General features: G+C 48.8%; 28 protein-coding genes. All 28 read right to left on the bottom strand.

The features are described from left to right. Nucleotides 1-26 precede the first annotated feature (26 nt). The 28 genes from MED297_RS00150 to MED297_RS00005 all read right to left on the bottom strand — a co-directional run bounded on the left by MED297_RS00150 (nt 27) and on the right by MED297_RS00005 (nt 25,212). The gene (locus MED297_RS00150) at nt 27-3,155 is read right to left on the bottom strand and encodes a hypothetical protein (RefSeq protein ID WP_008041230.1); all 3,129 of its coding nucleotides are present in this window, start codon (nt 3,153-3,155) and stop codon (nt 27-29) included. A gap of 45 nt (nt 3,156-3,200) precedes the next feature. Continuing rightward, nucleotides 3,201-3,791 (bottom strand): hypothetical protein, encoded by a 591-nt coding sequence (locus MED297_RS00145; protein WP_008041229.1) that lies wholly within the window; start codon nt 3,789-3,791, stop codon nt 3,201-3,203. 92 nt (nt 3,792-3,883) lie between these two features. Beyond that, nucleotides 3,884-4,189 (bottom strand): hypothetical protein, encoded by a 306-nt coding sequence (locus tag MED297_RS00140; RefSeq protein ID WP_008041228.1) that lies wholly within the window; start codon nt 4,187-4,189, stop codon nt 3,884-3,886. 214 nt (nt 4,190-4,403) lie between these two features. Then, nucleotides 4,404-4,700 carry a hypothetical protein gene (locus MED297_RS00135; RefSeq protein WP_154650795.1) on the bottom strand — a complete coding sequence of 99 codons (297 nt, stop codon included), beginning with the start codon at nt 4,698-4,700 and terminating at the stop codon, nt 4,404-4,406. 115 nt (nt 4,701-4,815) lie between these two features. Next, nucleotides 4,816-6,057, bottom strand: a complete 1,242-nt coding sequence (gene traM / locus MED297_RS00130; RefSeq protein WP_008041226.1) for a conjugative transposon protein TraM — start codon at nt 6,055-6,057, stop codon at nt 4,816-4,818. Next, nucleotides 6,039-7,022 (bottom strand): hypothetical protein, encoded by a 984-nt coding sequence (locus MED297_RS00125; RefSeq protein WP_008041225.1) that lies wholly within the window; start codon nt 7,020-7,022, stop codon nt 6,039-6,041. Before MED297_RS00125 ends, traM begins: the two co-directional genes overlap by 19 nt. Next, nucleotides 7,006-7,662 (bottom strand): hypothetical protein, encoded by a 657-nt coding sequence (locus tag MED297_RS00120; RefSeq protein WP_008041224.1) that lies wholly within the window; start codon nt 7,660-7,662, stop codon nt 7,006-7,008. Before MED297_RS00120 ends, MED297_RS00125 begins: the two co-directional genes overlap by 17 nt. A 5-nt stretch (nt 7,663-7,667) precedes the next feature. Then, complete coding sequence (locus MED297_RS00115; protein ID WP_008041221.1) at nt 7,668-9,146, bottom strand: hypothetical protein; 1,479 nt, start codon at nt 9,144-9,146, stop codon at nt 7,668-7,670. Beyond that, nucleotides 9,146-9,958 (bottom strand): hypothetical protein, encoded by an 813-nt coding sequence (locus tag MED297_RS00110; RefSeq protein ID WP_008041219.1) that lies wholly within the window; start codon nt 9,956-9,958, stop codon nt 9,146-9,148. The genes MED297_RS00115 and MED297_RS00110 overlap by 1 nt, the downstream gene beginning before the upstream one ends. Beyond that, a complete protein-coding gene (locus MED297_RS00105) occupies nt 9,951-12,383 on the bottom strand; it encodes a hypothetical protein (RefSeq protein ID WP_008041217.1) in 2,433 nt (810 codons plus the stop codon). The genes MED297_RS00110 and MED297_RS00105 overlap by 8 nt, the downstream gene beginning before the upstream one ends. 281 nt (nt 12,384-12,664) lie before the next feature. After that, nucleotides 12,665-13,060, bottom strand: a complete 396-nt coding sequence (locus tag MED297_RS00095; protein ID WP_008041213.1) for a hypothetical protein — start codon at nt 13,058-13,060, stop codon at nt 12,665-12,667. Continuing rightward, nucleotides 13,032-13,424 (bottom strand): hypothetical protein, encoded by a 393-nt coding sequence (locus MED297_RS00090; RefSeq protein ID WP_008041210.1) that lies wholly within the window; start codon nt 13,422-13,424, stop codon nt 13,032-13,034. Before MED297_RS00090 ends, MED297_RS00095 begins: the two co-directional genes overlap by 29 nt. Then, entirely contained in the window at nt 13,421-15,211 is a 1,791-nt protein-coding gene (locus MED297_RS00085) for a TraM recognition domain-containing protein (RefSeq protein WP_008041208.1), read from the bottom strand. Before MED297_RS00085 ends, MED297_RS00090 begins: the two co-directional genes overlap by 4 nt. Further along, entirely contained in the window at nt 15,211-15,957 is a 747-nt protein-coding gene (locus MED297_RS00080; RefSeq protein ID WP_008041206.1) for a MarR family transcriptional regulator, read from the bottom strand. Before MED297_RS00080 ends, MED297_RS00085 begins: the two co-directional genes overlap by 1 nt. Before the next feature lie 7 nt (nt 15,958-15,964). After that, nucleotides 15,965-17,086: a hypothetical protein gene (locus tag MED297_RS00075; protein WP_008041205.1), complete on the bottom strand. Its 1,122-nt coding sequence runs from the start codon at nt 17,084-17,086 to the stop codon at nt 15,965-15,967. Then, nucleotides 17,079-17,918 (bottom strand): ParA family protein, encoded by an 840-nt coding sequence (locus tag MED297_RS00070; protein WP_008041203.1) that lies wholly within the window; start codon nt 17,916-17,918, stop codon nt 17,079-17,081. Before MED297_RS00070 ends, MED297_RS00075 begins: the two co-directional genes overlap by 8 nt. An 18-nt stretch (nt 17,919-17,936) precedes the next feature. Then, on the bottom strand, nt 17,937-18,572 hold the full coding sequence (locus tag MED297_RS00065) for a replication-relaxation family protein (RefSeq protein WP_008041202.1): 636 nt from the start codon (nt 18,570-18,572) through the stop codon (nt 17,937-17,939). Nucleotides 18,573-19,075: 503 nt separating this feature from the next. After that, a complete protein-coding gene (gene nadS / locus MED297_RS00055; RefSeq protein WP_008041199.1) occupies nt 19,076-19,360 on the bottom strand; it encodes a NadS family protein in 285 nt (94 codons plus the stop codon). After that, nucleotides 19,357-19,716, bottom strand: coding sequence for a type II toxin-antitoxin system RelE/ParE family toxin (locus MED297_RS00050; protein WP_008041197.1), 360 nt, complete (start codon nt 19,714-19,716; stop codon nt 19,357-19,359). The genes nadS and MED297_RS00050 overlap by 4 nt, the downstream gene beginning before the upstream one ends. Nucleotides 19,717-19,850: 134 nt before the next feature. Further along, nucleotides 19,851-20,072 carry a hypothetical protein gene (locus tag MED297_RS00045; protein ID WP_154650794.1) on the bottom strand — a complete coding sequence of 74 codons (222 nt, stop codon included), beginning with the start codon at nt 20,070-20,072 and terminating at the stop codon, nt 19,851-19,853. Nucleotides 20,073-20,715: 643 nt separating this feature from the next. Continuing rightward, nucleotides 20,716-21,150, bottom strand: coding sequence for a hypothetical protein (locus MED297_RS20905; RefSeq protein WP_008041194.1), 435 nt, complete (start codon nt 21,148-21,150; stop codon nt 20,716-20,718). Between the two features lie 14 nt (nt 21,151-21,164). Then, nucleotides 21,165-21,374: a ribbon-helix-helix protein, CopG family gene (locus MED297_RS00035; RefSeq protein WP_008041193.1), complete on the bottom strand. Its 210-nt coding sequence runs from the start codon at nt 21,372-21,374 to the stop codon at nt 21,165-21,167. 483 nt (nt 21,375-21,857) lie between these two features. After that, nucleotides 21,858-22,367 carry a GNAT family N-acetyltransferase gene (locus MED297_RS00030; RefSeq protein ID WP_050762832.1) on the bottom strand — a complete coding sequence of 170 codons (510 nt, stop codon included), beginning with the start codon at nt 22,365-22,367 and terminating at the stop codon, nt 21,858-21,860. Between the two features lie 15 nt (nt 22,368-22,382). Continuing rightward, the gene (locus MED297_RS00025) at nt 22,383-22,733 is read right to left on the bottom strand and encodes a type II toxin-antitoxin system TacA family antitoxin (protein ID WP_008041190.1); all 351 of its coding nucleotides are present in this window, start codon (nt 22,731-22,733) and stop codon (nt 22,383-22,385) included. A gap of 523 nt (nt 22,734-23,256) precedes the next feature. Then, nucleotides 23,257-23,592: a hypothetical protein gene (locus tag MED297_RS00020; protein WP_154650793.1), complete on the bottom strand. Its 336-nt coding sequence runs from the start codon at nt 23,590-23,592 to the stop codon at nt 23,257-23,259. Between the two features lie 49 nt (nt 23,593-23,641). Then, complete coding sequence (locus MED297_RS20900; protein WP_161599248.1) at nt 23,642-24,358, bottom strand: N-6 DNA methylase; 717 nt, start codon at nt 24,356-24,358, stop codon at nt 23,642-23,644. Between the two features lie 52 nt (nt 24,359-24,410). Next, nucleotides 24,411-24,824, bottom strand: a complete 414-nt coding sequence (locus MED297_RS00010) for a DUF6573 family protein (RefSeq protein ID WP_040556335.1) — start codon at nt 24,822-24,824, stop codon at nt 24,411-24,413. 187 nt (nt 24,825-25,011) lie between these two features. Continuing rightward, nucleotides 25,012-25,212 carry a hypothetical protein gene (locus MED297_RS00005; protein ID WP_040556334.1) on the bottom strand — a complete coding sequence of 67 codons (201 nt, stop codon included), beginning with the start codon at nt 25,210-25,212 and terminating at the stop codon, nt 25,012-25,014. Nucleotides 25,213-25,630: the final 418 nt, after the last annotated feature.

Raw genomic sequence — 25,630 nt, 5'->3', positions numbered from 1 at the left:
GAGGGGTAACCCCCTCCTGAAAATAGTTAATCAATTCTCGTTGTGAACTCCACAACATCCGTCGCTACACCGTATGACGGCATTGGGTCATTCTCCAAATACGTCGACAGCAGATAGTCAATCTCCACCAATGAACGAACATCTATATTCGTCGTACACGTTTTAGAGTTTTCATATTCCCAATCGCAATCAGTAGAGATTGATGAATAACCTGGGAATGTCGCCACAATATCCAGACTGTTATCACCTGGCTGCAAAACCACTTCTGACAGGACCTGATCGTCTAATGATCGCAACTCTAATGCTGTAGATTGAGTATCTGAGCTCGGCGTAAGTTCATTTCTTGGGTAACCCTGTACTCCACCATAAGTAATCGTCTGTTCAACAGTGATTGGCTTTGAGCTAAAACTATGACGGGTATAGTCAAGAGTGCCGAGGCCAGCATTACCACCTGTAGTGGTGTATGAGGTAAAAAGATCCTTCCAATACACTTCACCGCTATTTACAGACTGAAGCGGACAACCCCATCGATTACCGACTCGAGTTAATAGGGCACCATGAGATCGAACCTGATAATAGCGCTTATCATGGAAAACCCCGCCAATCGTATAAGCAGCACCACCTGAGAGCAAAGTAGTAGCACCTGAAACGGAGGACTGAATGGTTGGTTTAAACGTAAGTTCTTCTGTCAGCGGGGCCACGTCACCGTTATAAAAGATCTCAGTAGTTACGTCCCCGACATGCCCCATACTGACTAAAGTTTCTTGCACAAAACTAGAGCCGGATCGATACCCCACGTAATCATTTGGAACAAGGCTAACTGTTTCGCCAGACGAATGAGAAAAGCTCGCGGACGCACCATGATGCCTTACCTCAGAAGTCTCACCACTACCGGCTGGCAATGCCGTCTGGGAAAATGACGCGCACTTTGCTGTTGCCGTGCTTACTATACGCTTTTCTAACTTATTGACTCGAATCCCTGCTTGTCGGTTTTGCTCAAACTGATTTTCACCAATATTGCTGAAAACGACTTTAACCGGAAACGGATTGGGGTTAAAAAAAACAGCTTGCGCAACGCGCTCTTTATCCCCCTCTACTGGCAATGAGTCCAAGGAGTCATGAATATAACGAGTCGTTACATCCGTAACGGCAATGGTCGGCGCATCTGGGAAGTACCGAACATAAAACTGAAAATCATAGAAAGACTCGTTCCCTGCCAAGTCCTCAAGATAAATTTTCAGTGAATGCTTAGTTGTGTCCGGATGCAAAAACCACCCTTCCCCAAGGTATTCACTTGTAAGCGGTAAAATATATTGGTTTGCACCTACTCCTTCACTCGAAAGCGCTGCAAGCGGTTTACGTTCAAAAACGATGCTGTCATCACGGAAATAAGAGAACGAAACAACAATGTCTTTCCCTGGTGTAATTACTGCCGGATCTTGAGTACCCAAGTCATCAGTTGTCAAAAACTCAATAAATGGGTATTTCGCAGTACCTAAAGCCCCTGCGCTTAATGGAGTGCCATCTAAACTCACAAGACTTGAATCGATGTACAGCGGATCTGGTGCATTAGCTCCAAGATTCAACACAGAGCTGTAGGTATGGTTTTCATCAGCGCTTGCCGAATAATCGACTTCATAGTAAGTATTCGGTGTATCGAGCTTCATAACTGGTTTAACTCGATCCACATAGATCTCAACCGTATCGTTTGTCGTTCGTCCAAGGCCATCTGTGGCCGTAGCAATAACCTGGTTATACCCTGGATTGAGAGTGATTTCCGCGGTCGCAACGCCGTCAACCACATCCACAGGAACACCACCTATTTCAGCGCTTACAACGCCGACTGGACTTGAAAAGCCAACGACAACACTTTCATCAAGCTGATTGGTGCGACGATCTGACAAGAGAGTAACTATCGGGCTCGCATTCCAAATATTGATAACTTGCTCAACCCTTGTTTCTTTGTACTGATTGTCTACAGCTAAAATTTCAACCGTATGCTGACCATCCGAGAAATCCATGGTAGGCAACACAAATTCGGCCGTTTCAACACCAGACTTTCGACCGATATATTGATCACTAACCCACAAATCAATGTATTTGATACCAGTGTAATCAGAGGCAGAAACACTATAAGTATCATTGCCACCAAAATACTCATAGTTCGCATGATTCAATGTAACGACGGGTGGTTCATCATCCAACGGCGTAGGGTCAATCCCCTGAAACAACCGGGAGTTTTCTGCTGACGCAATACCCTCTGCTGCGAGCATGAACTCGCTATCTTCGATTGCGGTAAGGTTTCGGTCGGATCTCAAAAACGTAAGGGCTTCACGCGCTGTATCAACTCGGTAGGTGTCATCGGAGAAAAGATAAGTACCCAAACCAAGATCGACAGTCGTTCCATCTTTGTCCTGAATCTTGCCATCAAGAGCACAGTTTCTATCTTCGCTGATGTCCCGAGCGGCAAACCGATAGTAGTCAATTGAGCGATAGTTAGTGATGTGCGGCTCAATCGACTGGTCTTCGGCAATCCGCTTCATAAACTGTGAAACGGCCGCATGAACGATTCCGTAAGAAGTACCACCTTCCAGTTGAAGTCCGGCAGATGCGTTCAATGACGGATTGACAGGAATGGTGTCGTAAATATCTGTGCCTACGAGATTAGTGAAAGCTGAACTTGCAGCAGTCATCGCATTGTTCGCATTTTCACCATATCGCTCGATTAGGCATTGAGCATACGTTGAGGCCAAATGAGTATAGCCAGATACCGTGAAATCGAGCGTATCACCGGCCTGATAGTAAATGATGCCAGAGAGGTAGTCTGTTGGCTCTAGCTCAATCTTTTTACCGGTAGATTCTTCAAAATAGTGACCAGTCATTCCGACTTTGACATAGAGGTTCTGGCTTCTTACATTCGGTTTAAAGTGAAATCTTGCATCTTCACCTGTTAACCCTTCTGAAATCGGCTCACCTATAGGCTTTAAGTACTCGTCAACACTGTAGACCTCTACTTTTGAATTAATTAGCTCCGCGTCATGAGCTTTGAACGCTAAGTCACCGATAGGCCGTGGTGTAGGGGATGACCCTGCTCCCTGGTCACAACCTACCATTAGCATTGTCGCCGCCAATGCGGCCAGTATTGCCTTATTCATATTACCTCCGGGTAATGAGTCCTTAATATTGCACTGCCCAAATGATCAAAAAACAAACATAGTCCCGATCGTGGCGGCACCGGATCTTTCAGAAAAGCCTTTTTCTGCTGTGCCAAAAATACTGATTCCAAACGGTAGGCCGGCACCAAATAAATCATTCATTTGATAGCTGACTCTCAATTGGGCAAACATGCCGGAGTACCCCATTGGGATATCCTCAAATGTTTGCTCCAAATAACCGTCGGATGACACAGAAAAACGATCCGAGTGACTGGAAAAACGGGAGCCGAAACCAGCCCCTAACCAAAGATCAGAAGATCGCGAGATTGGTAATCGTTTAGATGCGTAGAGAGACGTCGAGAAAAAAGTTTGATTTTCACCTAGGAAATCATCATCAGCCTTGTACTCGTTAAAGCTAAGCCCCGCTTCAACGCCATACTTGATGGATCGACTGGCTGATAGAGTGACGGCGAACAGATAATACTCGTCTAGCTCGTAGGCGAGATCACCTTCTTGATGTGCATAACTTGCAAGTCGACTTCCTACACCAGCCTCTACCCCGAGATCAGAAAAACTGAACCCCCAGGCAGACCCAGCAGAAATCAATAGCAACGACACTAATGCAGCTGTTCGCATTGACATTATCCTTTGTCACAATAAGGCGACAATTTACCAAAATGAAAAGCCCAAATCCGGGCTCAGCTCATCCTTTTGAATCAAAGAGTGAACTAGATCTCATCATTGAGTTCGTCTCGACGGTCGCGCTTAACTAAGCTCACCATAATTTCGAGATCATGCTTTTCGAGGTTTCGCTGAAAATTCTCGTCGATCTTCGCCAACACCTTCCGGATGTAGACGGCAGATACGCCATGCTTTTTCGCGATTTGAGGAGGGGTCAATCCGTCAATATAAAAATCCGTCCCAACGACCTGATAACGCTCGTATCCGAACGTCGCACCTTTTCGCAACTTGTTGGCTTGCTTCAAGCCGCTAAGCGCAAACTCAAGCTGCTTTTCGGTGAGTCGAAGTCTCATATTGGATTCACGGTCTACAAAGGCAGATAGACTGGAAAATAGTCTAATGATTGAAGTCCGCGAATCTATCACACTGAGCCCTTCCCTACACTCAGTGAAACTATATTATAGAACCCTTATGTTTTCAAAAATAACACAAGAATGTTTTAGACTTGTATCACGCTTTCCATTAAAACCTTTCGATTTGACGCGCGAAACTGCTGGATCTAACAGGCTACAAGCCTGAGACGAGATCCAATGTCTTGATGCCGTTTTTCTCCAGGTGCGCCATCAGTCGGAGCAACTTTCTTAAGACCGGTGATACTTCGTAATCGTCAGACAATGAGGCCATACGCCCTACGGCTGAACGAGAAATATCGATGTGACACGCCACATCATTCGACTCTATGCCCAACTCCGCCATCAAATCCTGGAAGTCCTGGGCTGTAAACGACTGCTGTTCGTGAAGATTGTGCTCCAAGGCATTCAAACGGCTGACAACTTTCGGATCGTCAGTTCCGTTCTCAAACATGTCATCGAGAACTGCTTTCCGGACCCCCAAATGGGCCTTTAATGTGGATTCGCTCCACCCTTTCGCATCAGTCAGATGCCGTAGCTCGTCCGCTGAGAAGTATTTCTTTTTCAATTTAAAAACTCGCCATAATTTGGATGTATACGACTTGAGGAGGCACTTCAACAACGGCTGCGCGAGCATCCGGAAGATAGCCAGATTCATAGCCAATCATAGAGTCTGTCATCGACTCCGCCCCTTCGGACAGTGGATCGCCCGCAAATGGAATATTGGAGACCGCACTGCCCACAGTGGCCATCAGGGCTTCACTGCCGGCGGAGGCCACCTCACTTTCACGATCACGAATCAGTTTGCCAGCAATACCAAACTCCTTTGATCGATCATAGACGACGGCCTTCATGGATTCAGTTTCACCTTCAAAAATGAAGTTCGTGACCGTCAGATCCAATCGCTGAGATCCACCATTGAACGACGGTGTTGCAAACAACCGCGTACCCGCGGGAATGGTCTTCTTTTCACCATAGATGGTTTCTAGGGTGTGAAGCTCGATTTCACCTCGATCGCTGGAACGCACTCGGCGCTGGATCTCAGCTGACACCCATGTTCCCTTAGTCACACCAAAGTCGTTTTCAGTGCTACTCACCATGGTTAAACCAGAAGAGTTACTGGTACCTGCAGATCGAATAGGTGGCAAGTAAAGATCGTCGGGTAGGCTCTGCTTGGGCGGTGCAGGCGTTTGCGCCGGCGCATGCCGAGGGCGAGAATCGCGCGGTTCGATGGATGCGTTCGCCTTGGGTTCCGATTGTGTTTCAGGAGGCTCTACAGGCGTATCTGGAACTGGAACAGGATTTACCACGGGCTCCTCTGAATGCTTTTCCACCAACACTGGTGCATCGGCTTCTGGTTCTGGAACCGGAGTGCCGGGTTGCGGTCGCGCGATTTTGCTGCCGACCGACTTCTGATTATCGGCAACGTCGAGCAAGTCCGCCTCTCGAATCTTACAGGTTACCATGCCGCTGGCTGGATCATACTCGGCCAGGTGCCGCTGAAAGTACTTGTCCAAGCAAGCCGGTTTGCGGTCACCCGTGACTGAGTTAACGATCGCTGGGACAACAGTTCCATTCGGTAGAATATACCCCGGAAACGTTCGATCACTGATCTCATAAATCACTGAGTTATGATCCAAAACTTCCAATCCCTGGTTTTGCAGGGACTTCAGCCGCTGTGAGGATGAACTGAACGCGTCCTGATTGGCATTTGAGGCTCCCTTTAAGTCCTCAATAGTGAAATTACCTGCATGAGCACCCGCAAGGCACATCATTGCCAGGCATCCGCGAACTACCAGACGATTGACCATGAGTCCTCCTCACCGCTGATGACGGTTTCCATCTTGTTAAATCGATGGACCCCTAAGTTCTGGGTAACAAAAACACATTGGCGGGTCTCACGCTTCTCAAGCCAATCCACGCAGTTACTGTAGCCATCGATTTTTTCTTCTACCTCATCGACCAAACCAATGAATTGAATATCACTAATTTCCATACCGCGCCCCGACTGATTCGAGACTTCGAATCGGATAACGCCATATCGATCATTGAAGTATTCAAAACGCTCGACATACAGGCTGATCTGTTGATCAGCGCTTTCTTCCTCTACCTTGATCCACTTAGTCTCTGGGTCCTGAGCAATCAGGTCGGCAACGTATTTGATCGTTCGCTTTTCCGCCTCCTCGTCCAGTGCATCAAAGCGGGCTTTATACTCCATATCCAGGGCCTGCTTATGCCGATCTACCGCAAGATCGATCAAATGCTCACGCTTTTCTTCGGAAAGCTGGAACACGTAATTAGGCACCACGTCATTGGGTTTCAGGGTCGATTCCAGTTCAATGGCAATATAGTAGCCACCGATTGAAATCTGAATTTGACCCAAAATAGGCCTAAATCCTCCCTCCTCCTTAAATCTCCGCTGAATCTCCGCTGGCTCTTCGACGTACTCAATGTCGAGAACGGGCTGACCAGTAATTCGCTCTTCATCTTCAGTGACCTTAAAAACCGAGCTGTTCGCATTGAAAATGTTCAATGTCGGTTTCAGATTTTCATCGGTCAGTGAGAACGGGAAAATCAGGCGAGTACCACGATCCGGCATTACTTTGATACGCATACTGGTGAAAGGTGATAGCTCTTTTGGCTTAAAAAACTCGGTTAAGTTCTCGACTGTGGCTTCGCCATCGACTCCGGTTCGTTTCTGATCCAACGGATCAGCACTCGTAAGGGTTGCGAGCAGAGCAAACCCAACAATGATGGCCTTAGATGTCTTGAACATCGATCACCTCCATACCCAGCGAATTATTTTCTGAACGGGGAACGAGATTGAACTTTATCGACTGTCGCAAGGTGCGTTTTGTCGGGTTCACAATCCCCGAAATAATGTCGAACTGGATCTCACCGTAGAAAAGCGTCGGGACACGATCATCGCGTCTGAGTGTTGATTCTTCATCGTTAAAGACCACCCGGGCGACATTACCCGAGGCTTCGATCTGCTGCAGGTAAGGCATCGCTTGGCCTTTTTCCTTTTGTTCCTGACTTAGCTCTGTCCAGCGTTTAAAGGTGGCCTCAGCCAAGCTGTCTTCCATATGGTTGATGGCGATTTGAGCATCTTCCCAAACGGTCTCTGCATTCAAGGAATTGTAGGCACTGAGCCACCCTTTCAGATCTTTATTGATCTGGCTGACGCTCCGAACCCGTGCTTCGTCAAAAATCACGCTCCCGATGACTCTATTTGTAGCGGGATCGACGGCCAGCACCTCCTTGTCTTCACGGGCCAACATGAAGTTATTGACTAACAAAATGACCAGCATTACGAACGCCGCAACCCAGCCAAAAACTCCCTGCATCGCAACACGCTGATGCAGCGTTAACGACGGATTATTCGCACCGCCATTATTTACGGATGTAGTCTCCATTGCCTTCAGTCCTTCTTAGCCTTTTTAACCTGGTTAACGATTGCGCCGCGCTTAGCCTGAGCCGCTGCCTTACTTTTGGGCTTTGGTTTGGGTTTCGGCTTAGACATTTCCTGGGCGGTGTCGCTCGCCTTCGAAACCTCTGACGTTTTAGAGGTCATACTGCTCTCACCGTCCGGCTCGGCAATACTGGATGTTGCCGTAGACATTGCAGCGGCCTTGGCAGGCCGGGACGTCGATCCAGAGGTGCGCGGTGATGGACGGCTGCTCGATTGTTTTTTACCGCCAGACGGCGACTTAACGTCAGTGCCAGAATTTGTGGATAGGCTTTTGATGTCAGAGGCCACCTGTTCGGTATCCAACCCAACACCGCGACCCACCGCATCCGCCGTTGCCTTTGTCGCCCCAGCCAACGGTTTGGTCACCGGTGCGACAGATGCCTTAAGATCTTTACCGAGCTGACCCATCTGCTTACCGAACTGCGAGTTCGCCACGGTATTTTTCAAGATGCTCGGCCCTTGCTGGTTGATGCTTGATGCGAGTGCCGCAGCGGACGCCGGCACGGCGGCGCCAGCCGCTGATTTAAGCGCGCCACCTCCGCTGGTCGCGCCCTGTTTCATAGCACTGCCCAGCATCCCAGTAGCCGCAATGGCGCCACCGACCATTGGTGCGACAGCAGATGCAACGATACCTGCACCCGTCACCAATGCATTGGTGAAAAACGGCACCATGACCGCTATAGCGCCAGCCAACCCATATATGATGATCATCGAGGTAAAGATGATGATTTTCATACTGCCACCTGATGCGGTGGAATTTTCGATGACCGACGCAACTTCCATGAACGGAATCTGTGTCAAAGTCCGTAACATCACCTCAAAAATCGGCCAAAAGATTACGACCTTCCAGCCGGTCGCCCAACCTTTAGTGAAGTCGAACTGTTTGATCATGCTCAACGGAATAACGATGGGGCCAGTCATAAAGAGAACAGCGAACAAAATGGCATGGGCGTAGCTCAGAAACATCGAAATCATCGTGTAACCAATACGGAAGATCTCGGCGCCTATAAAAATAAAGAATGATGCGCCCTCTTTGGCCATATCCCACAACGATGAATCCTGCTGCTCAGCATGGGCAAAGGCATCAAAGAAAATCGCTTCAATGGAACGACTGCCATTGGAAAAAGACCCAAAGGAACGCCACACATCGACCACAATCGATAAAAACGCGTAACCCAGCGTGAGATAAAGACCATACGCGAAAGCAACGACAATGAGCTGCAACCACGCTTTACGGACATCCCCGGTATCACCCTTGAGCGAAGCAAACAGACTCGTCCCAGAGCGCATCGCGATGCTCAGACCGAAGAGGACGGGCGCAAGCACCGACATACCCACGGCGCCCTGGAAGGCATACTGATACAGGTAATCAGGTGACAAGGCCTCTCTGACCAAAAACCACAACTGAGCGGAGTTCTCAGCAATCATCAGTCCCCCTCCCCGTCGATCAGGTAGGGATTAACGTACATGGACCGAAAGTAGTCCCGCTCGTCTTGCCGTTGCTTCTCGCGATCCGACTGTTCATTGAGTCTTGCCGAATCATCGGCAATCTGCCGATAAGCATCGCGGGTCAACAGCAATGCAATTAGGTTGAGCTGCTCGGCTGACAACCGCTGTGCGTCATCAGCAGACATGCCTTCATCTACGATTTTTCGGGTTGTTTGCTGAATCGCATTATCCAAGTCGGTCGTGGTCGACAGGTCATCCGCAAGTGCATTGGATCGACCAACCACCTCATTTACACCCGGTACCGTGTTCGGCTGAACCTCAAAAACCGGAGATCCAGTCCAATATTGATCGTCCAGCGCGCCTAAGTGACTGGAGATTTCGTTTAAGTCCGCCAAAACCTCATCAACACGACTGAATCCTGATCCTTGAGGGTTAAAGTACCCACTGAACCCGCCTGCATAGGTTTCAATGTCATACAGCACGGTACTGATTTGATCGTTAACGCCAACAATATTGCCGTAAATGTCTTGGGTAAGCTGACTGGTTTCTTGCAACGCGTTGGCCAGGTCAGACATGGCCTCGCCGGTCGCTGAGACTTCCCTGACCAAATCTAACTGTTCCATTTCAGACAGTTGTTTCTGCAGGTCGGTCATGTCTTTCAGCTCCGTGAGCTGTTTGTTGAGTGTGGTGATCATTTCCGTCAGTTTCGCGACTTCAGCCATGCCGGTCAGGGGCTCTGCCATTACCGCAGAACAACAAAAACAGATCGAGGAAAAGAGGGTTTTACGCATGATGCTGTTCCTTTTTTTCTCTGAATAAACGTAAGCGTTCCCACGGATCGCTTGTGATTTTCTCGATTTCATCCTTTAAATCGAGCGACGCTCTTGAGGTGTCTGCCAGGTCCAGCAACACCTGCGGAAACGTCAAATGAAGATTGAAAAACCGGTTATCTCCCAGGAATCGGACCGCCTGACGGTAGTCGAGCCCTGCGGCCTTCGGATCTGGGAAGCTCCGCCAGACGTCAATGGCCTTTTGTGGGATGTCATAAACTCTCGTAATCTCTTGATGACCGCTTTCCATGTACAAAAGCTCTTTGTGTAACATGGACTGGGTAACACCTTCTGTTAAATCGATATCGCCCAGCGCCTGGGAAATCAACATCAGGTAGGCGTTAGCCTTACCGCCCATTCGTGCAATCTGATTACACAGAATGGAGACTTGCTCCGGGTCCATGCGCGAAAACTCGTGTAGCTCATCCAGCCGCAAAAATGCCGGCGCTGATTCAGACATGGCCAGTTGTGACGTACGCAGTAGTGTTGAGGTCAGATAGAGGTTGGACAGGTATGAGTCGCCTGTTTTGGTTAAGGGATAGAAATCGACCCCGACTAATGAGCCATTGAGATTCATTTGCTTGCGACTACCGTCATAGATCCGGCCTGCAGAGCTGTTCAAAAATGACTCAAGGTTTTTATACAGGAACGCGTAACAATGGATGTCTTGCTCATCTTCCTGCGCCTTCGCTTGGTCCAACAGTGCATGAATGATTTCAAAGTAATCAACAAACGTCGGCGCTTCGTCCCCTGGCTTGCCGGACTGAATAGCCACACTGTAGAGCGCCTGTAAGGCGATATCGGCGCGAGTTTTTATATGCTGGCCATCCGGCCCAAGCGCCTCAAACGTCTTCACACCATTGGTCAAAACGAACGCCAGCGATGTCATCATGGTACTGACCATCAATGTGGGCAGTGGGCGATCATTATCTTCATCAAAGTACACAGCTTCCGAATAGTTCGGGAACGGATTGATCACCATGTTTTCAGGGTCAATCTCCAGATAATCTCCGCCAAAGGCCTCGACTATCCATTTGTGCGACGGACCCACTTCAGCGATGTAGTGATTAACCCCCAGCGGATAGGTTTCAGCGATCTCGGCGACGTCCTCAACACCTTTACCAGACCGGGTTTTCGCAGCTTTGAAACCATGGTTAGCAGCGTCCGGAATATTCCCCAACCCCACCAGTTGATTCTGTGCGGTCAAACGCAGCAACTCAGGTTCAACACCTTGATCAAAAGTCGTCACGGGGCACATATTAACGACCAGGTCATGGGCATCATCCCGAAAGAATCGACTTTGATAGCCTTGCCCTGGTTGTGCGACGCGCCAGAAAGCATATGAGAGGTCTCGATTGGACTGAAACCGCCCACCCTGACTCTCTATTTGCGTATTGATGGCGTGGATCGTGTTCTTTAAGTCGGTTTCGTCCAGCGAATGGATATGCAAAACCCACGCATTTTCGACAATAGCGAGATCGTTATCCGTGACATACTGGCGGAAATCCCGGTTGCCCTGTAATTTGCCACGAGCGAAATCCGCCCCGCGCTGGCCCAACGCCTCTTTCTCTTTGGCAAACTCGTCAGCGGATTTGGTGATCTTAGAGTTGGTATTGGTCCCCTTCACGATTTGAGAGCAATGAAACTCGCAACCGCTCATGCCAAATATGGGTTCAACCCAACCTGGATACTGAATCTGAGTCGGGTAGATATCGAGCAGACCAACCCAAGTATAGGTTTCGCCCAGCTTTAAGAATTGTCCAGTCCACTCGGGCTTTGTGGCGGCTACGACATCATTAATATGAAATCGGCCGTCAAAGTTCAGATGCCCTTGCGTCCGGTGTCGATCCCGATCGCTGGAACGCACCAAGACATCCCAATAGTCATCGACACCCAGAAAATGAGCTTTGGGTAAGAACCTAAGAAAATCTTCCAAATCGCTCCGCAGTGTCTCTGCCCTGCGTGCTTGCTGCTCAAAGTCGAGCTTCGGCTTAAACAGCGCCATGGCAGGGATCTGAGGCTTCGTGGTGACAATGATGCAGGGTGTGTTGGTCATGCCATAAGCGGCGACATGGTGCGCCATCTGCTCACGTAAAAAACCACCAAACTCATGAGCTCTCTGGAACTGGCCAGATTTCGCCAGATACTTCTCGGCAAGACGGTGGTCATATTCCCGGAACAGATGAAACTCAACCACCCACTCGGTATTCAAGCGGCTCAACAGTTGATACAAGTTAAACGCTTCTGCGATTTTCTGATCGTCAGAAAGCATTTCAAACCGGTAACCTTCCCAACCGATCGCAATACTCACCACGCCATCATGGTGACCAATGCAATACTCATCGACCGGATAACGCCAACTGTAGAGGTCGCTGTATTTCTTCATTTCGGATTATTCCTTAAATCCAAGTGTTCGAGTGTTTTGATCTTGCCGGCCCTGGCTCATCGCATATTGGATGAAATAGATCTTGTCGATTTTTAATCCATAGCGAATCAGCCAGAACGGAAACGCTAACATCGGCGCAGCGAGCACTCCCCAAAGTCCCGCGATTACCATGAGGTAAACCACAAAGACCAGGGCTAATACCAGGGCGATGCACCCAAATAGCGTGTAAGCCGGTAGCCCAAACCACTGAGGCGGTCGAAAGCGCTGATTAAAGCTGTACATTAGGAAACGGCAGCGATAATTGATGCGGCGGCCCCTCCACCAAAAGCGAACAATAGGATTGCCCCGATGATGTTGACCATATGCTCCTGAACAAACTGGCGTTTACCCATCGCCATCGCGATGCCACAAATCACCAAACCAATCGTGACAACTCCCCCGAAAATAATCCCGCCCCAAAAGACGACTTTTCCTACGCCGGCATTGATCTTATCTTCGTCCACATCAGCTTGAACGGCCTTCCCATCCGATCCAACAATCTGAATATCCGCACTTACCGCAGGCACCACTGCAAATGCCAGCGACAAAGCAACGATAAAGCTCGATATAATTTGACGTAATTTCATTGGTTTTTTCTCCTTTAGAAAACTAATGACGAGCAATGCTGCGCTCAGCATCGACACGGCTCTTGTTGAACCAGTTAACCAGGGCCATATAACCTGAGATCAACCAGAACAAAACAAATGACACTGGGATGAACAGGTTTAACGACACCAGTACCATCAACCCCAGCTCCTGTAAGTAATTCGCGCTATACCACCACTGAACCAAGCCAAACGACCACTCCCTCGGCAAATAAGGCAATACCATGGTGTTCAGCAACCAATCTCGCATTTGACCGCCCAGCGACCAGTTCAAGTCGATAGCAGAATATTGAGATACTGATTCTGGAACCACGGGAATCACAAACGGCGCCAGCATGAAAAACCACACCACCGGGAACCACATGGCATAACGAAGGTTGAACCAAGTCCTGATCATCCGAAGAGTTCCTCATCGTCATCAAAGGCGGCTTCAACGCCCACTTTCGGCGCCACAGACTGCATTGCTTGCACCGGCTCCGCACCTGACAAACCGGATTCTGGATCGGCTTGTTTAATCGGCTTCAACGCTCCTTTCTGACATTCGATCATGTCGTCAGAAATCAGGTCATCGCTCATGTATTCGTCCCAATACCCCAGTCCAGGGGCCTGCTCTGTCGGCTCAATGATTGGCCAACCGATGGCTTTAGCATCTTCATTTTCCGGAGCCAACGGGAAGCGAACCTTCACATCCAATGCCTCGATGAGTCCTTTATCCTTTTTCAGCAGGGTTTGGATTATGGCTTGGCCATCGTGCAACCGTCGGAAGTCTTCAGGGCGGACTCGTGGACGCTCCATGACACCCATGTTTGAACCATCCAAACCATCCTCGGCTTTATCTGAGACGTTGTAGCTGACGTCTTCGTAGGTTCCCATCATTTCCGACGCCCACTTACGAGTCGCCAAACCGGCAATTCGGAGGAAGACTTTCGTACTCACGGTATCGTCAATGATGTTTGCGAAACTGGGATCGATAGTGTCCATCTGACCTTTTGACTGAAAGGCAAAGTGGATCGGCATGTTCACGGCACGAACCCGCGACGTCACGGTACCGAAACCTTCGTAGAAGAAACCGCCCCAATCATCCATAAACAGGTTGTATGAATGGCGATCCTCGGATGAACTCTGCCGTTTACGAGCAATCGTCGCGAGCTCTTCACAGATGACAAACGCCAGGTCTTTTGCGTACTGAGACAGTGGCAAATGGTTATAGACCTTCAGGCTGTTCTCAACGGCAAACTCAAGGTTGATCGTCGGTGAGGTCGCATTAATCCGATTAGTGTGATCACCATAAACAAACACAAACAACCGGTTTAACATGCCATCAATGAGTTCTTGCCGTTTGTCGTAGTCCTCACTGAAGAAATCATCCGCGATCGAAATTACGTTCGGAGACACCTGGAGAGATCGAGCCAAATCCAAGGCTGCGATCGGAGCTTCTCTGTGACGAAACAGTACAAACAAATCCCGCAGAGTCACGGCTTTGCCTGACAGTCGACCAATCTCCTTCAACAAGGGAATGGCAGCTTTTAAGGCTTTGCGTTGAGCACCGATATAGTAGGGATTACCATTCTGATCAATCAGAATACGATCCCAACGATCGATGGCATCGAGCATATCGCCGGCGAACATGTTCATGGTTTCGGAATGCGGCAGTTCACTGGAAAAGAACAGATCCGGCTCTGCTCCTGCAGCTTTCAAATACCGGTAAATGTCTAAATCGCCCTTCCCTTCGTTATACAGATAACCAGCAGGTTTGATTTCCAATGACTTTTTCTTTTGCCAGAACCGTCGCTTACCCTGCTTCGCTTCGGCGTACTGCCTCGGTTGCACTACCACCAAATAGTAAATCAGGTAGACCATTGCGAACGTTTTACCGGCACCGGGGGCTCCAACAATCAACAGACCAAGGTTCATCACCTTATCCTGGAGCATAAACTTCCGGGTTTTTCCTTTAGTTGGGTTTTCAAGATCTTCGGCAACCCCCATATGCGCGCCAATCATTTGAGAGGTGTCGGTCATCTCCGATCCGGACGTCACCGCCAGATAAAACAGGAAGAACGCCAACAACAGCGATGCAAATGTTCCAAAATAAAAAGCCCAATGGACCACGCCCAGAACACTGAAGTTTGCAACCATGATCAGGGCCCAGAAACCCATAAGAATCTGGAATGCCGGCTTGTACATTAGGCAATCCTCCAAATAGGTTTCAGGCTTTGTACCTCAATATTGACCCGATCGGGCATTTCGAGATTGACGGTCTCATGCTTGCCATTAATGAAGATCTTTTTGGTCGTCTTCGTCCAGAGCTTGGACGCTTCACTTTTGAACTGATCAACACGGCTTTCGAACGTAGTCACCACAAACAACCAAGACACATACTTATCCCAGCGCGGTATCCGGTCGATTTTCCCTGCTCGGAATGCGGCCATATACGCATCGTTATTCTTGGTTTCATGCTTACGGATCAATGCATGACGCAACCGGTCCACGTGCATCATATAGTCATCGATCAATACCAACGCTAAATGTACCTGACCCTGGTCATCGGTAAATCGAGCGGGCCATTCGGCCTTGGCGAGATTGAGACCACGACTTTTCACCTGACCAGCCGTTAGCATTTGAAAATCCGGCCAGCGCTGACGCATGGTGAGCTCAAACTCATTACGCATGAGGTATTGGTGCACCGCAGCAGGTGATCGCCATTTGCGCATGTATTCCACATTGGCGGCGGTAGCGGCCTTCGTGCTCATCCTGAATGCACTCGGCCGGGCTCCTGGAACGGGCTCAAGCAGCTTCTGCTCACACATCGAGTTAATGTGTTTGTTGGCATTTTTCTGGCTGATACCGAAGTACTGAGCCAGTTGCTTGTAAGTAATAAATCTAACCCGCTTCAATAATATGAGAACTTCTTCCGTCCTTGCGTTATTCATGGGTGCTCTATGATTTCTCTATGTTGTTAATCAACTCCTGGGCGTTGTCGGCAAACTTCTTCAACTCCGCCTTACTGCCGTAGTCTGGCTGATCAACCTCTACGCCCTGTTTATCGGCCAATAGGCAAACCAACGCGACCAGGCTTTCCAAGGATTCTTTGGAGACAGAAACCGTTTCTGGCTTCTTCAAAGCCGCTTTAACCTTGGCCTTTGTTTCTTCCTTGGACGGTTTAGGTGCCTCTTTCTTGGTCTCGGGCACATCGGTCTGATTGTCATTTGCAGGGTCGGCAGTCGGTGTCGTTGACGTTTCACCAGGCGTATAATCGGAAGTCTCTGGCTTAGCCTTTGCGGTCTCTGGTTTTGGCTTAGAGACAGCCTGTGCTTCTTTCAGTGCCTTCTCCAGCACTCGTCCGGTATAAGGCAGATCCCCGCTGAATATCATTTCCTGGATTTCTTCGGGGAACGTGTCAATCTTTCCGATTCGCAGTACAGTCGTTCGATTAACACCCAGCTGCTGTGCAATCTTGTTATCGGAATACCCCCGATTTTTCGCCTCGACAATCAACGCCAATTTGGTACGCAAATCGATGTCCTTGCCAGAACCATTCATGCTGGCTTGAGACAGAAAGCGTTCAAACTGATCCTTTCCGCCCGTTTCAGAGTCATATCGAGCGGGCTGAAAATAGATCGACTCGTCATTGAGTTTTTCCGCCAGGTACAGACAAGCCCGTACTCGAGTCTCGCCGTCCCAGACAGTGTCTTGCCCTTCCCACTTGTCGATCACAATGGGATATTTGATCTTGCAATCGTGACTATCCTTCTGAATCAACTCGGCCAGCTCTTCGATTCGCTCCTGTGTGATCGGTTTGTCCGATCCTGCCACGAATCCTCGTACCTGCGACGAAATATTGATCTTCCGGATATCAACGATCTTCGCCATACGGTCACGACCTTCAGACGCGATCGCTTTTGGCTCGTCGGCAACCGTATTGGCCAAGGCATTGGGGTTATAACCCTTGCTATCTTCGGCGGCTGGCTCAGGAGCCTTGGGCTCCGCTTTGGGTTTTCGCGCTTCCTCTTGGGATTGCTTTGCTTTGAGGATTGCGCCCATATCGAGTTTTTTAGCCATTGTTAGCTCCTTCTAACGTGAAATTACTGTTAAAGACCTCGTTATAGATCTTCACGTAGGCCTGGGCCGGTGCACTCTTTGGTCGCCAATCAACGATCGTTTGATTGAAAGCCTGCCCGCGCTTCATTTCATTAGAAAACGGCACGAACGTTTCAGAGACAGCGCCCGGAAGGTCAAATTCCTGCATAAACTCCACAATGACATCTGACGTCGTCGCCGCTCGTTCTGAGACTTCGTTAAAGAAGACCTTCACCAGCTCAACCGGACGATCCATGTACAGACGGTCTCGGGCTTTGATCTTGGCGCACTTTTCGACGAACGCCGGGAAACGCTTCGTTTGAGGCGTGTCATACATCGATGCCTTGCTCGGGGTGATCACCTTATCAGCGGCGACGATCGCCGCGGTCAACATTGGGCCCACGCGACCACCGGTATCAATGAAAATACGATCGTATTGATTAAGCGCTTCGTCATCGTATAAAAGATCAATCAAGTATTTAGACGCTTCGCTTTCGTTCATTAGAAACTGATCGGCCACCACCAGATCCATCGAACCAATGATCATGTCATAGCCATCTTTCGTCTCTACGATCAGACTGGAAGGATCAGGCGGGTCCTGTTTGAACAGGTTACAAACGTTCTTTTCTTCGATTATGGTCGGAAGCAATCCGGACAGAACATCACTCGCAATGGTGGCTGATTCGTTCGGGTCAAGATCGATCAACAATGTCTTTTTCCCATCCAATACACTCAATCGAGAAAAGTTCATGATCGACGATGTTTTGCCACAACCGCCCTTTTGATTCCCTACTGCAATGATTTCAGCCTTCATCTTTTCACCTTTTATTATTTAGTAACGGTGAACCGTCACATCGGAGTAATTTTCGATCGCGCTGTTGCGCTTTGCGGGTTGTCCCCAGACTTGTTTAATGCCTTGCCAGGCGTCGATTTTTCGTTGAATTTGAGTTTTGTTGTACTGCCCTGAGTCTGCCTCAACGGCTACCAGCTGACCGGTTCCATCGACATACATGGCATCCGGCTTAGCCACATCACTCATCGATTGACCTTCCTGTCGAAACAGATTGGCCTCATCACGACTCATATCCGCTTCCAGTTTCCAGCTGTCGGGTCGGCCTTCCGCAAAGTACATCCGGCTGGTTAAAACCTCGTGGAAAGCATTTCGGCGCCCCAATGAGGGCAAGCCGGACTTATACGCTCTCGCAATTTTCTGATCGGCGAAGGTATACGCCCGCTGCGCACCCTTACCTGGAGACTGGTATTCCACCACCTGAAGCAATCCCTGTTTCGTTAACTGATCCAACCGTTTTCTGGCGCCCGATTTATTGTCCGAGTAATGAAAGCGATCAGCGTCTTCTACGGCGATAACACGCACTTTCGCGAGATCCTGCAAGAAGGATTGATCCCGTCGCGTTAACCGAAATGTCCCTCCAGTCTGACGCTTGAGTCGCGAAGTTCGAGCCGCCATAAAGATTCCTTTAGTAACTTAACGCTTATTATATAGCTCAATACTAGAAAATAGAACCGAAGCCTACACTATTTTACTCGGTTTTTTTTAGAAGTAAGTCTGAAAAATCAGAAACGATTGGACGAAAAGTACTCTTGATAGACCGAACTCAATACAAACGGCTCTATTTTGAATGGCTCGCAATATATCCGGGCAAAAAAAAGCCAGCTATAAGCTGGCTTAGGAAGTGTTCTGGCCGTTAGCCGCTGATCGCGGTAACGCAATACTCGTTGTCACGCCCTGCCTCACTTTCGGTTTTCACTTGAGCTCCCGAAGCACGGTACGCCTGAACAACGGCTTTTAAATCACGTTTAGGAATATTATGAACCGTGACAACCTTTACCTTTTGATAGTCAGACTTTACCCAATACCCGCTGTTCATTAGTTCGCGGACCGGTTTCCGTACAAGCTTGTGAATTGTCATTACGAGCCCCGCCAATGCTTCGCCACCTAACCATGGAAATTCAGTGAGACGCTAAGGTTTTAAAGATTGAGGGGTCATCCTGAATGCTCGCCAGTACCTTCGCCGCGATACCGGTTGGATTTCGACGCTTACTTTCCCAGCTCTTAATAGTATCCACGCTGGTACCAAGCGCGTCAGCAAATGCTTTTTGTGAAACATTCAGCTGGCTCCGGATAGCACTGACATCCGCAACTTTAAACTCAGTAACATTACCGGGTTCAGTTTTACCCTGTTCAATTTCAATGGCTTCATTCAATGAATTCTTGAGTTCATTAAAAATACTCATGATCTACCTCCGCCTTGATGGCTGCTCTTTAACGCTTGTGACAGCTTTTTGAGCTCATTCTTCTCAGCCTTAGTTAAGCTGTCTTTGGTGCTTTTTGGGTATGCCAGTATTAAATAAACCTTATCTTCAGCTATCAGAAGATAAATAACCCGTAAGCTCCCACTCTTGCCTGCCCCATTTATGGCCATCCGGGCTTTCCGAAGTCCGCCGGTTCCTTGAATGACATCCCCCAGCTCCGGCTGGGCAATAATCGACTCCTGAAAAACCTTTAACTCATCATCCGTCGCCAGTTCTTTAATCTGACGTGTAAACGTCGGGGTCTCGACAAAGGTGAACGCAACTGTTTTATTCGGCACAAATACTCCCTAATCCGACAGGTGTACATAGTACACCATGCCTTGTTTTTTGTCCATCCAATCCCTTGTTTAAAGGGAGGGGAATTACCCCTTTACATCAATCTGTAGCAACCTGCACCGCCATCCCTACTTTTTTACTTTGGCTCTGCTGTCACCCAATTCGGATACATTCGAACCAATCGCTTTTGCTTTAACATCTTCGATTCAAAGTTAAAGAATGCTTGGTGTAACGCATCATATTCAACATCAGTCAACCCGGCCCCTGGCTGCTCAGACAGTGCCAACAGGCTCTTCACAATCATCGTGGTTTCAGATTTTGAAGCCGTTTCTAAGGTAGAAATTGTTTGTTGAGACATGGTGTGTTCCTCCTGGTAGGTCGTTGTAGTCATCGCAGTTCCGAGTTTCGTTAGCCGTATGTGATCGCCAGAAACGCTGATCGAGCGACGGTGCAACTGACCGTGGAATACCGGAGGGAGGAACGACTGAGGATGTGCCGCGAAAGCGGTTGAACCGGCGCGCAGCGGTTCCAGATTCTTACATCGGCTTCGAAAGTCGGGGCTGTGTGACTGACCTACCCGGTGACGACAGGCAGGGATTCAACCCAACCGGCTCGCGGTGAGCGAGCCGAACCCAAGCCAATCGCGAAGCGATTGCATCAAAAACAAAAGGGTTTAAGGGTTTTCGATCCGAAGGACACAACCGGCACGGACCAGATAATGAACCGTCTGTCGGCGGACAGTGCTCGATGATCCACCCGGATCGAGCGCGTCAGTCGTCAGTCGGTTCCTGGTCCTGGGGATTGTGCGCGGGGCGAGCTCGTGAAGGCGTCACGCAGTAGCCTTGACGGCTCGGGGCGGCGAATAGAAAAGCACCTGCAGAACTGCAGGCGCTCATTTGGGTTTTTTACGCCGGATACCACCGATAGGACGAAATCCAGTCAGCCCTGCTGGCTTAGTTCGGGGCGAAGCCTGGTGGCCGGATCACGTTCAGAATAAATCGCTATTTAGTTTGGGAGCTGCCGTAATAAAAACCGGTTGCTGCAGAAACGAGCGCGACGATGGGGCCTAAAATAAAACCAAACTCAGCAACATCCTTCACTGAAACACCTCCAAACCACAGCGAGGCAAAGACACCGATTACGATCAGAGCCAATATTCCCACAAGTGAGTACGCCATACCTCGTCGAGTCTTATCTTCATACTCGTCGCGATCATGCGGAGTATCACGAAGTCCTGGAACATAGTCCCCAGTATATTCAGAGGTAAAATCTTCCCCTAAAGCCATAAGATCTTCTACGGAAGGATTATTTGGGGTAGTAGAGGGAGGATCTATAGTTGTATCGGAAGGAGTTTCATCGCCATTGGCTGAGAAAGGCTTAGTGGTGTAACCGCCAACACTCTCCGTCAGCGGTTCATCGGTAAAATCCCATGACATAGGCTATAAAAACCTTATGCTCTGATCACCTCTCGCATTTCATGGTCTTTTGTCTCAATTAAGACCTTACTGCCTTGCTTATAGGTGTCAGTTAAAAACATTTCCGCTTTAATCGCTCGCCGCAAAATCTCAGTCACAGACTTATGCTCTTCCGCAGCCAACGCTTTTAGCGCCTCGAGTTCTTCAACCGGCAGGTTGAAGGTTGCTTTTTTTACATCTGGCATACTTGCCACACTCCTAAGTATACATACTTATCAGGAATAATACTAATAAAAGCCATACTTTATATGGTTTATCCACTACTATAGCCCAGTTTAGATAGGGTAACATTGCAAATATTAGAACGCCGTTGTTTAACTATTGATTAAATATGAATCAATCGACGCATGCTGCTTGCAAACAAAAGTAACAGTTTTCAGTTCAGTGAATCCTTGCAGCTCTGATCAACAAAAACCGTCAGTCGGTTCCTGGTCCTGGGGATTGTGCGCGGGGCGAAGCCGTGAAGGCGTCACGCAGTAGCCTTGACGGCTCGGGGCGGCGAGTAGAAAAGCACCCGCAAAACTGCAGGCGCTCATTTGGGGTTTTTACGCCGGGTACCACCGACAGGCCGAAATCCAGTCAGCTTGGCTGACTTAGTTCGGGGCGCAGCCTGGTGGCCGGATCACGTCCAATCGAATGAACACACCAAAAAGAGGATTAAGTCTGCTCTACTCTGAATCAGTAAAATTACTTAGCAAATCATTCATGGTTATAAACAATCGATTTGCGCTATCCAGGAATGGCTCGAACCCATAGTTCAGATAAAAGTCCTCCGCCCCGTCTTTCGCGTCGACGACAACAAAAGGGACGCCAATTGACTCATTAATCTTGATCATTTCGAGAAGCGCATGACGCAACAAGCGCCCGCCGGCACCCTTGCCCTGGTGTTTAACATCAACACCCAAACGCGCAATGAGAGGAACCGCGGTAACGTGTTCAAGCTTTTTGGAAAGATTGCCTGGCAAATCAGAGGTTTCAACTTTTGCCATAACAATGGTAACGAAACCCAAAACCTCTTGCGGAGAAGCATCATCTACTAACACTGAGGTCCGGGATATGTGTCGCTTATTGGTTTGACCAGCGACCTTTTTAAAGTAGTTGTTTAGCGGCTCCTTGCCGCAATCGAAACTGTCTCTGTCATGTTCATTGGTATCTAAAGGGGTAACGCATATCGCCACTTATGGCCTCCTGAATCAGTTCAATAACCTCCTCAGTTTCGGCAAGTCTCTGGCTGGACGATCCAACGCATCGATCAACAACTCCGCATCACGTTGGCTCAATTGAATACGCTCTTCGCGCTCCACAATCGCCTTCGACAACTCGACCATATTGCTCACCACAAACGAATTCACGGTGGAAAACCCTTTGATCATTGCCGCCCGCTCGACCAGTTCATGGTCTTCTGCAGAAAGTCGTGCCGTCACTCGAGGACGGTTTTCTGGTTTTTGTTTTGTGCTCGCACTATCCAAAACCTTCTTAGCGCTCTTTCGAGCAGAAGGGGCGGTTTGGGCACGCTTAGCCTTATTCGCATTAGTTGCGTTCATTGTGTGATCTCTATTTAGCTCGATGTGTTGGCTTATTTTGCTTTCCTGTTTATGTGCTTGTTCGCTTCATTCCAATTAAGTAGTTAATTTGCTTGTTTGCTTGTTTGCTTGTTTGCTTGTTTGCTTGTTTGCACAACGCTATTTATATGTGCCATTTTGGCACACCGACAATATAGCAAGACATGCTTTTATTATCAATCGGATTGACCATGAAGAAGAGTTAAGCTCGGTGGGCAGACGCACGAAAGCAAAGAGACGATCCGAAGGACACAACCGGCACGGACCAGATCTAAACCGTCTGTCCGCCGACAGTCGGTTCCTGGTCCTGGGGATTGTGCGCGGGGCTAAGCCGTGAAGGCGTCACGCAGTAGCCTTGACGGCTCGGGGCGTCGTTTCGCCGCCGTTGCCAGACTGGAGGTGTTGGTTTTCACGCGAAAACCAGTGTGCACTATGGATTAGAAATATAAATTTTCTTTAAAAACAATGAGTTGCACGTGCACACCCGTTAAGACGAGCACTTAACTCACACCAATCCAGCTTCAATCAATAACAAGCGCCAATGCGCGTATGAAATTCGGCTTGGCGCATCGGGGTCACCCGATAACCATTTATCAACGGTTGGGCTTTGATAGTTTTTTGCGTTGTAGGCAACGCCGACCAAATTACACACGTCTTTCCGACCCCACCCTTGAGACTCCAACAAAGAACGAAGGTCAGCATGTGTAGGGTGGGTGTAAGCTGGATCGGAATAGCGCAATAACAAGTTTGGGTTAAGCATTAAGGCATTGTGAACCATTGAAGACTGAACACCCATCGTACCACTACGATGTAAGTGCCAGCATGTCTTTTGAGTCGCCACAAGCACTCCTTTTAAAAAAGCGCTTGCATGGCAAGCGCTTGAAACGATTTCAAGCAAACAGCCCTAACTGATCTTCAGATGTCGACACTCGATCAATTTGTGCCTTTGCTAATTGAGGCGTGATTGCAGATACGCGCTCATCCGAGCGCTCAAAGTGAGCGGGGAGGGTGGCCAAAACAATCCGGCACCAACAATCAGGGTCTGCCAGGGCATTGCCCTGGTAGACCACGATTTCACCCAGATCATAAGGGTGAACTAAGCAGTTGCTGAGCAACTGCAACGCCGTCATTCGAGCACATAGGCTGTCCAGATCAACGGCATAGACGCCCAGATTATCAACTCGATGAAACCGACTCAGCCAAACCCGAACATAGACCAATAGCATACTGCCAGCCCCACTCGCGGGCTCTAAGAGAGTATGAAGTCGATCAGGCTCGGTTAGCGAGTAGGGCGCCGTCATTTCGGCGCACATCGTTGATACCGCATCCGGTGTAAAGAACTGCCCCATTCGTTTTTTCCCATACTCGCTGCCAAGTTCCATATAAACGAGCCCTAACAGATCGCTAAATGGGTCGGCCTCTATAACCATTTCGGCGTACTGTTTCCCTAATTCAAACAGCACCGGAATACAGGATTCTGGCGGTGGGTTGGTAATCTTGCGTCCGAAGGACGCAAGGCAATCATCCAAAAACCAATCAAAATATTGGATCGATGAATAACCAAACTGGTTATGAATAGACACCAATGTTTTCGTAAGTACGTGCATGTTGACCTCCGAAGACAACTGCAAAGGTGCGCCCATAGGCGCACCGGTGGCTTTAGTCTTCGTGAGGAAAGCTGATGACAATGAAAGGATTCCCATTGTCCCCAGCTTCAATAGACAGTTTTAAGTGGACAAGCCGACCGTGATCGTTCCGGTTTTTCGGAACTCTCAACAGCCGAAACGACAATGTGTTGGTGTTTGACTGGCGAGCTGCAAACAACCGAATCTGAGTCTTAGCCATATGCAGCAAATCCCACAATCGGCCAGATTCTTGTTGAGCGTGACCCGTGCATCGCGTGTCCTCTTCGGTCCACTGGACACAATTTTCATAAACGGCGCGAGTGAGCGTCACACCATAAACAAAGCCAAGTTCCTTGCACTCTGGTGTATCGGAAACATCAAGCTGAAGCCCGTCTTCGATGGCGTCGTTGACGGTATAAGCAAAAATAACGGTTGAATCAGCAAACATAAAAACCTCCATAGGTTTTAGAAAAAGGGGCCAGCACTGCCGGCCCCTAGGGTTTAGATGAAAATTTCTCGGTAATGGCACTCGCCATTTGAGAATCGTGCAACCAGTACTTTTACAAAATGACTGGAAACGCGAACTTGAGTCCCAACACGCAAGCTAGGCTTGCTTGGAGTAGCTGTTTGCACACTCATGCGGCCACCTCAACGAAAGGACGGATCTGAACAACAAAAGAATCGGAACCTTTAAGTTCCGCAGTGAAGCGTTCTCCGTTTGGTCGCACTCCGCCAAAGAGCGATCGGCCGTCATCTGTACGGCCTAGATAAGTTCGAACGGACTGAATGCCCGATTGAGTAGTAATGAGGTACTTCTGAAGTACTTTGAGTCCCATAAAAACCTCCATAGGTTAGCTAGGGTGCGAACCAGGGCCCATCCCCGATTCACAAAAACAGTATACACATACATTATATGTGTGTCAAAGAAAAATCGTATCTTTAAAAATAAAAATCTAATTAAATCAACAAGTTGCACGTGCACACCCTCCGTTGTTGGCACGATCTTTGGAATCATTCTGTGCCGAGCCTGCCCGTCGGCGAGACGAGCCCAGCGGCGGCGAGCGGTATCAAATGCCCTGGCTCAATGCCAGGTCATTTGATTTTTTTTTTATAACGGAACTCTGAAGCAAGCTCCTTCAGTTGGTTGCAATCATTCCGAGCTGTAGCCTGAGTCTCGTTAAGTGAACTTAGGGGATTATGGGGTAGGGAGGGGGATCACCCAACCTGCACAAACGAGGCAGGAGTTCGGAAGGT

It is taken from the genome of Reinekea blandensis MED297 (assembly GCF_000153185.1).
In the GTDB taxonomy this organism is placed as follows: Bacteria; Pseudomonadota; Gammaproteobacteria; order Pseudomonadales; family Natronospirillaceae; genus Reinekea; species Reinekea blandensis.
This window is presented reverse-complemented; position numbering and strand designations above follow the sequence as displayed.

Coding starts and splice junctions, on each gene's coding strand:
- MED297_RS00150 (WP_008041230.1), bottom strand. CDS start 3,155: ATGAATAAGGCAATACTGGCCGCATTGGCGGCGACAATGCTAATGGTA.
- MED297_RS00145 (WP_008041229.1), bottom strand. CDS start 3,791: ATGCGAACAGCTGCATTAGTGTCGTTGCTATTGATTTCTGCTGGGTCT.
- MED297_RS00140 (WP_008041228.1), bottom strand. CDS start 4,189: ATGAGACTTCGACTCACCGAAAAGCAGCTTGAGTTTGCGCTTAGCGGC.
- MED297_RS00135 (WP_154650795.1), bottom strand. CDS start 4,700: ATGTTTGAGAACGGAACTGACGATCCGAAAGTTGTCAGCCGTTTGAAT.
- traM (WP_008041226.1), bottom strand. CDS start 6,057: ATGGTCAATCGTCTGGTAGTTCGCGGATGCCTGGCAATGATGTGCCTT.
- MED297_RS00125 (WP_008041225.1), bottom strand. CDS start 7,022: ATGTTCAAGACATCTAAGGCCATCATTGTTGGGTTTGCTCTGCTCGCA.
- MED297_RS00120 (WP_008041224.1), bottom strand. CDS start 7,662: ATGGAGACTACATCCGTAAATAATGGCGGTGCGAATAATCCGTCGTTA.
- MED297_RS00115 (WP_008041221.1), bottom strand. CDS start 9,146: ATGATTGCTGAGAACTCCGCTCAGTTGTGGTTTTTGGTCAGAGAGGCC.
- MED297_RS00110 (WP_008041219.1), bottom strand. CDS start 9,958: ATGCGTAAAACCCTCTTTTCCTCGATCTGTTTTTGTTGTTCTGCGGTA.
- MED297_RS00105 (WP_008041217.1), bottom strand. CDS start 12,383: ATGAAGAAATACAGCGACCTCTACAGTTGGCGTTATCCGGTCGATGAG.
- MED297_RS00095 (WP_008041213.1), bottom strand. CDS start 13,060: ATGCTGAGCGCAGCATTGCTCGTCATTAGTTTTCTAAAGGAGAAAAAA.
- MED297_RS00090 (WP_008041210.1), bottom strand. CDS start 13,424: ATGATCAGGACTTGGTTCAACCTTCGTTATGCCATGTGGTTCCCGGTG.
- MED297_RS00085 (WP_008041208.1), bottom strand. CDS start 15,211: ATGTACAAGCCGGCATTCCAGATTCTTATGGGTTTCTGGGCCCTGATC.
- MED297_RS00080 (WP_008041206.1), bottom strand. CDS start 15,957: ATGAATAACGCAAGGACGGAAGAAGTTCTCATATTATTGAAGCGGGTT.
- MED297_RS00075 (WP_008041205.1), bottom strand. CDS start 17,086: ATGGCTAAAAAACTCGATATGGGCGCAATCCTCAAAGCAAAGCAATCC.
- MED297_RS00070 (WP_008041203.1), bottom strand. CDS start 17,918: ATGAAGGCTGAAATCATTGCAGTAGGGAATCAAAAGGGCGGTTGTGGC.
- MED297_RS00065 (WP_008041202.1), bottom strand. CDS start 18,572: ATGGCGGCTCGAACTTCGCGACTCAAGCGTCAGACTGGAGGGACATTT.
- nadS (WP_008041199.1), bottom strand. CDS start 19,360: ATGAGTATTTTTAATGAACTCAAGAATTCATTGAATGAAGCCATTGAA.
- MED297_RS00045 (WP_154650794.1), bottom strand. CDS start 20,072: ATGTCTCAACAAACAATTTCTACCTTAGAAACGGCTTCAAAATCTGAA.
- MED297_RS20905 (WP_008041194.1), bottom strand. CDS start 21,150: ATGTCATGGGATTTTACCGATGAACCGCTGACGGAGAGTGTTGGCGGT.
- MED297_RS00035 (WP_008041193.1), bottom strand. CDS start 21,374: ATGCCAGATGTAAAAAAAGCAACCTTCAACCTGCCGGTTGAAGAACTC.
- MED297_RS00025 (WP_008041190.1), bottom strand. CDS start 22,733: ATGAACGCAACTAATGCGAATAAGGCTAAGCGTGCCCAAACCGCCCCT.
- MED297_RS20900 (WP_161599248.1), bottom strand. CDS start 24,358: ATGCACGTACTTACGAAAACATTGGTGTCTATTCATAACCAGTTTGGT.
- MED297_RS00010 (WP_040556335.1), bottom strand. CDS start 24,824: ATGTTTGCTGATTCAACCGTTATTTTTGCTTATACCGTCAACGACGCC.
- MED297_RS00005 (WP_040556334.1), bottom strand. CDS start 25,212: ATGGGACTCAAAGTACTTCAGAAGTACCTCATTACTACTCAATCGGGC.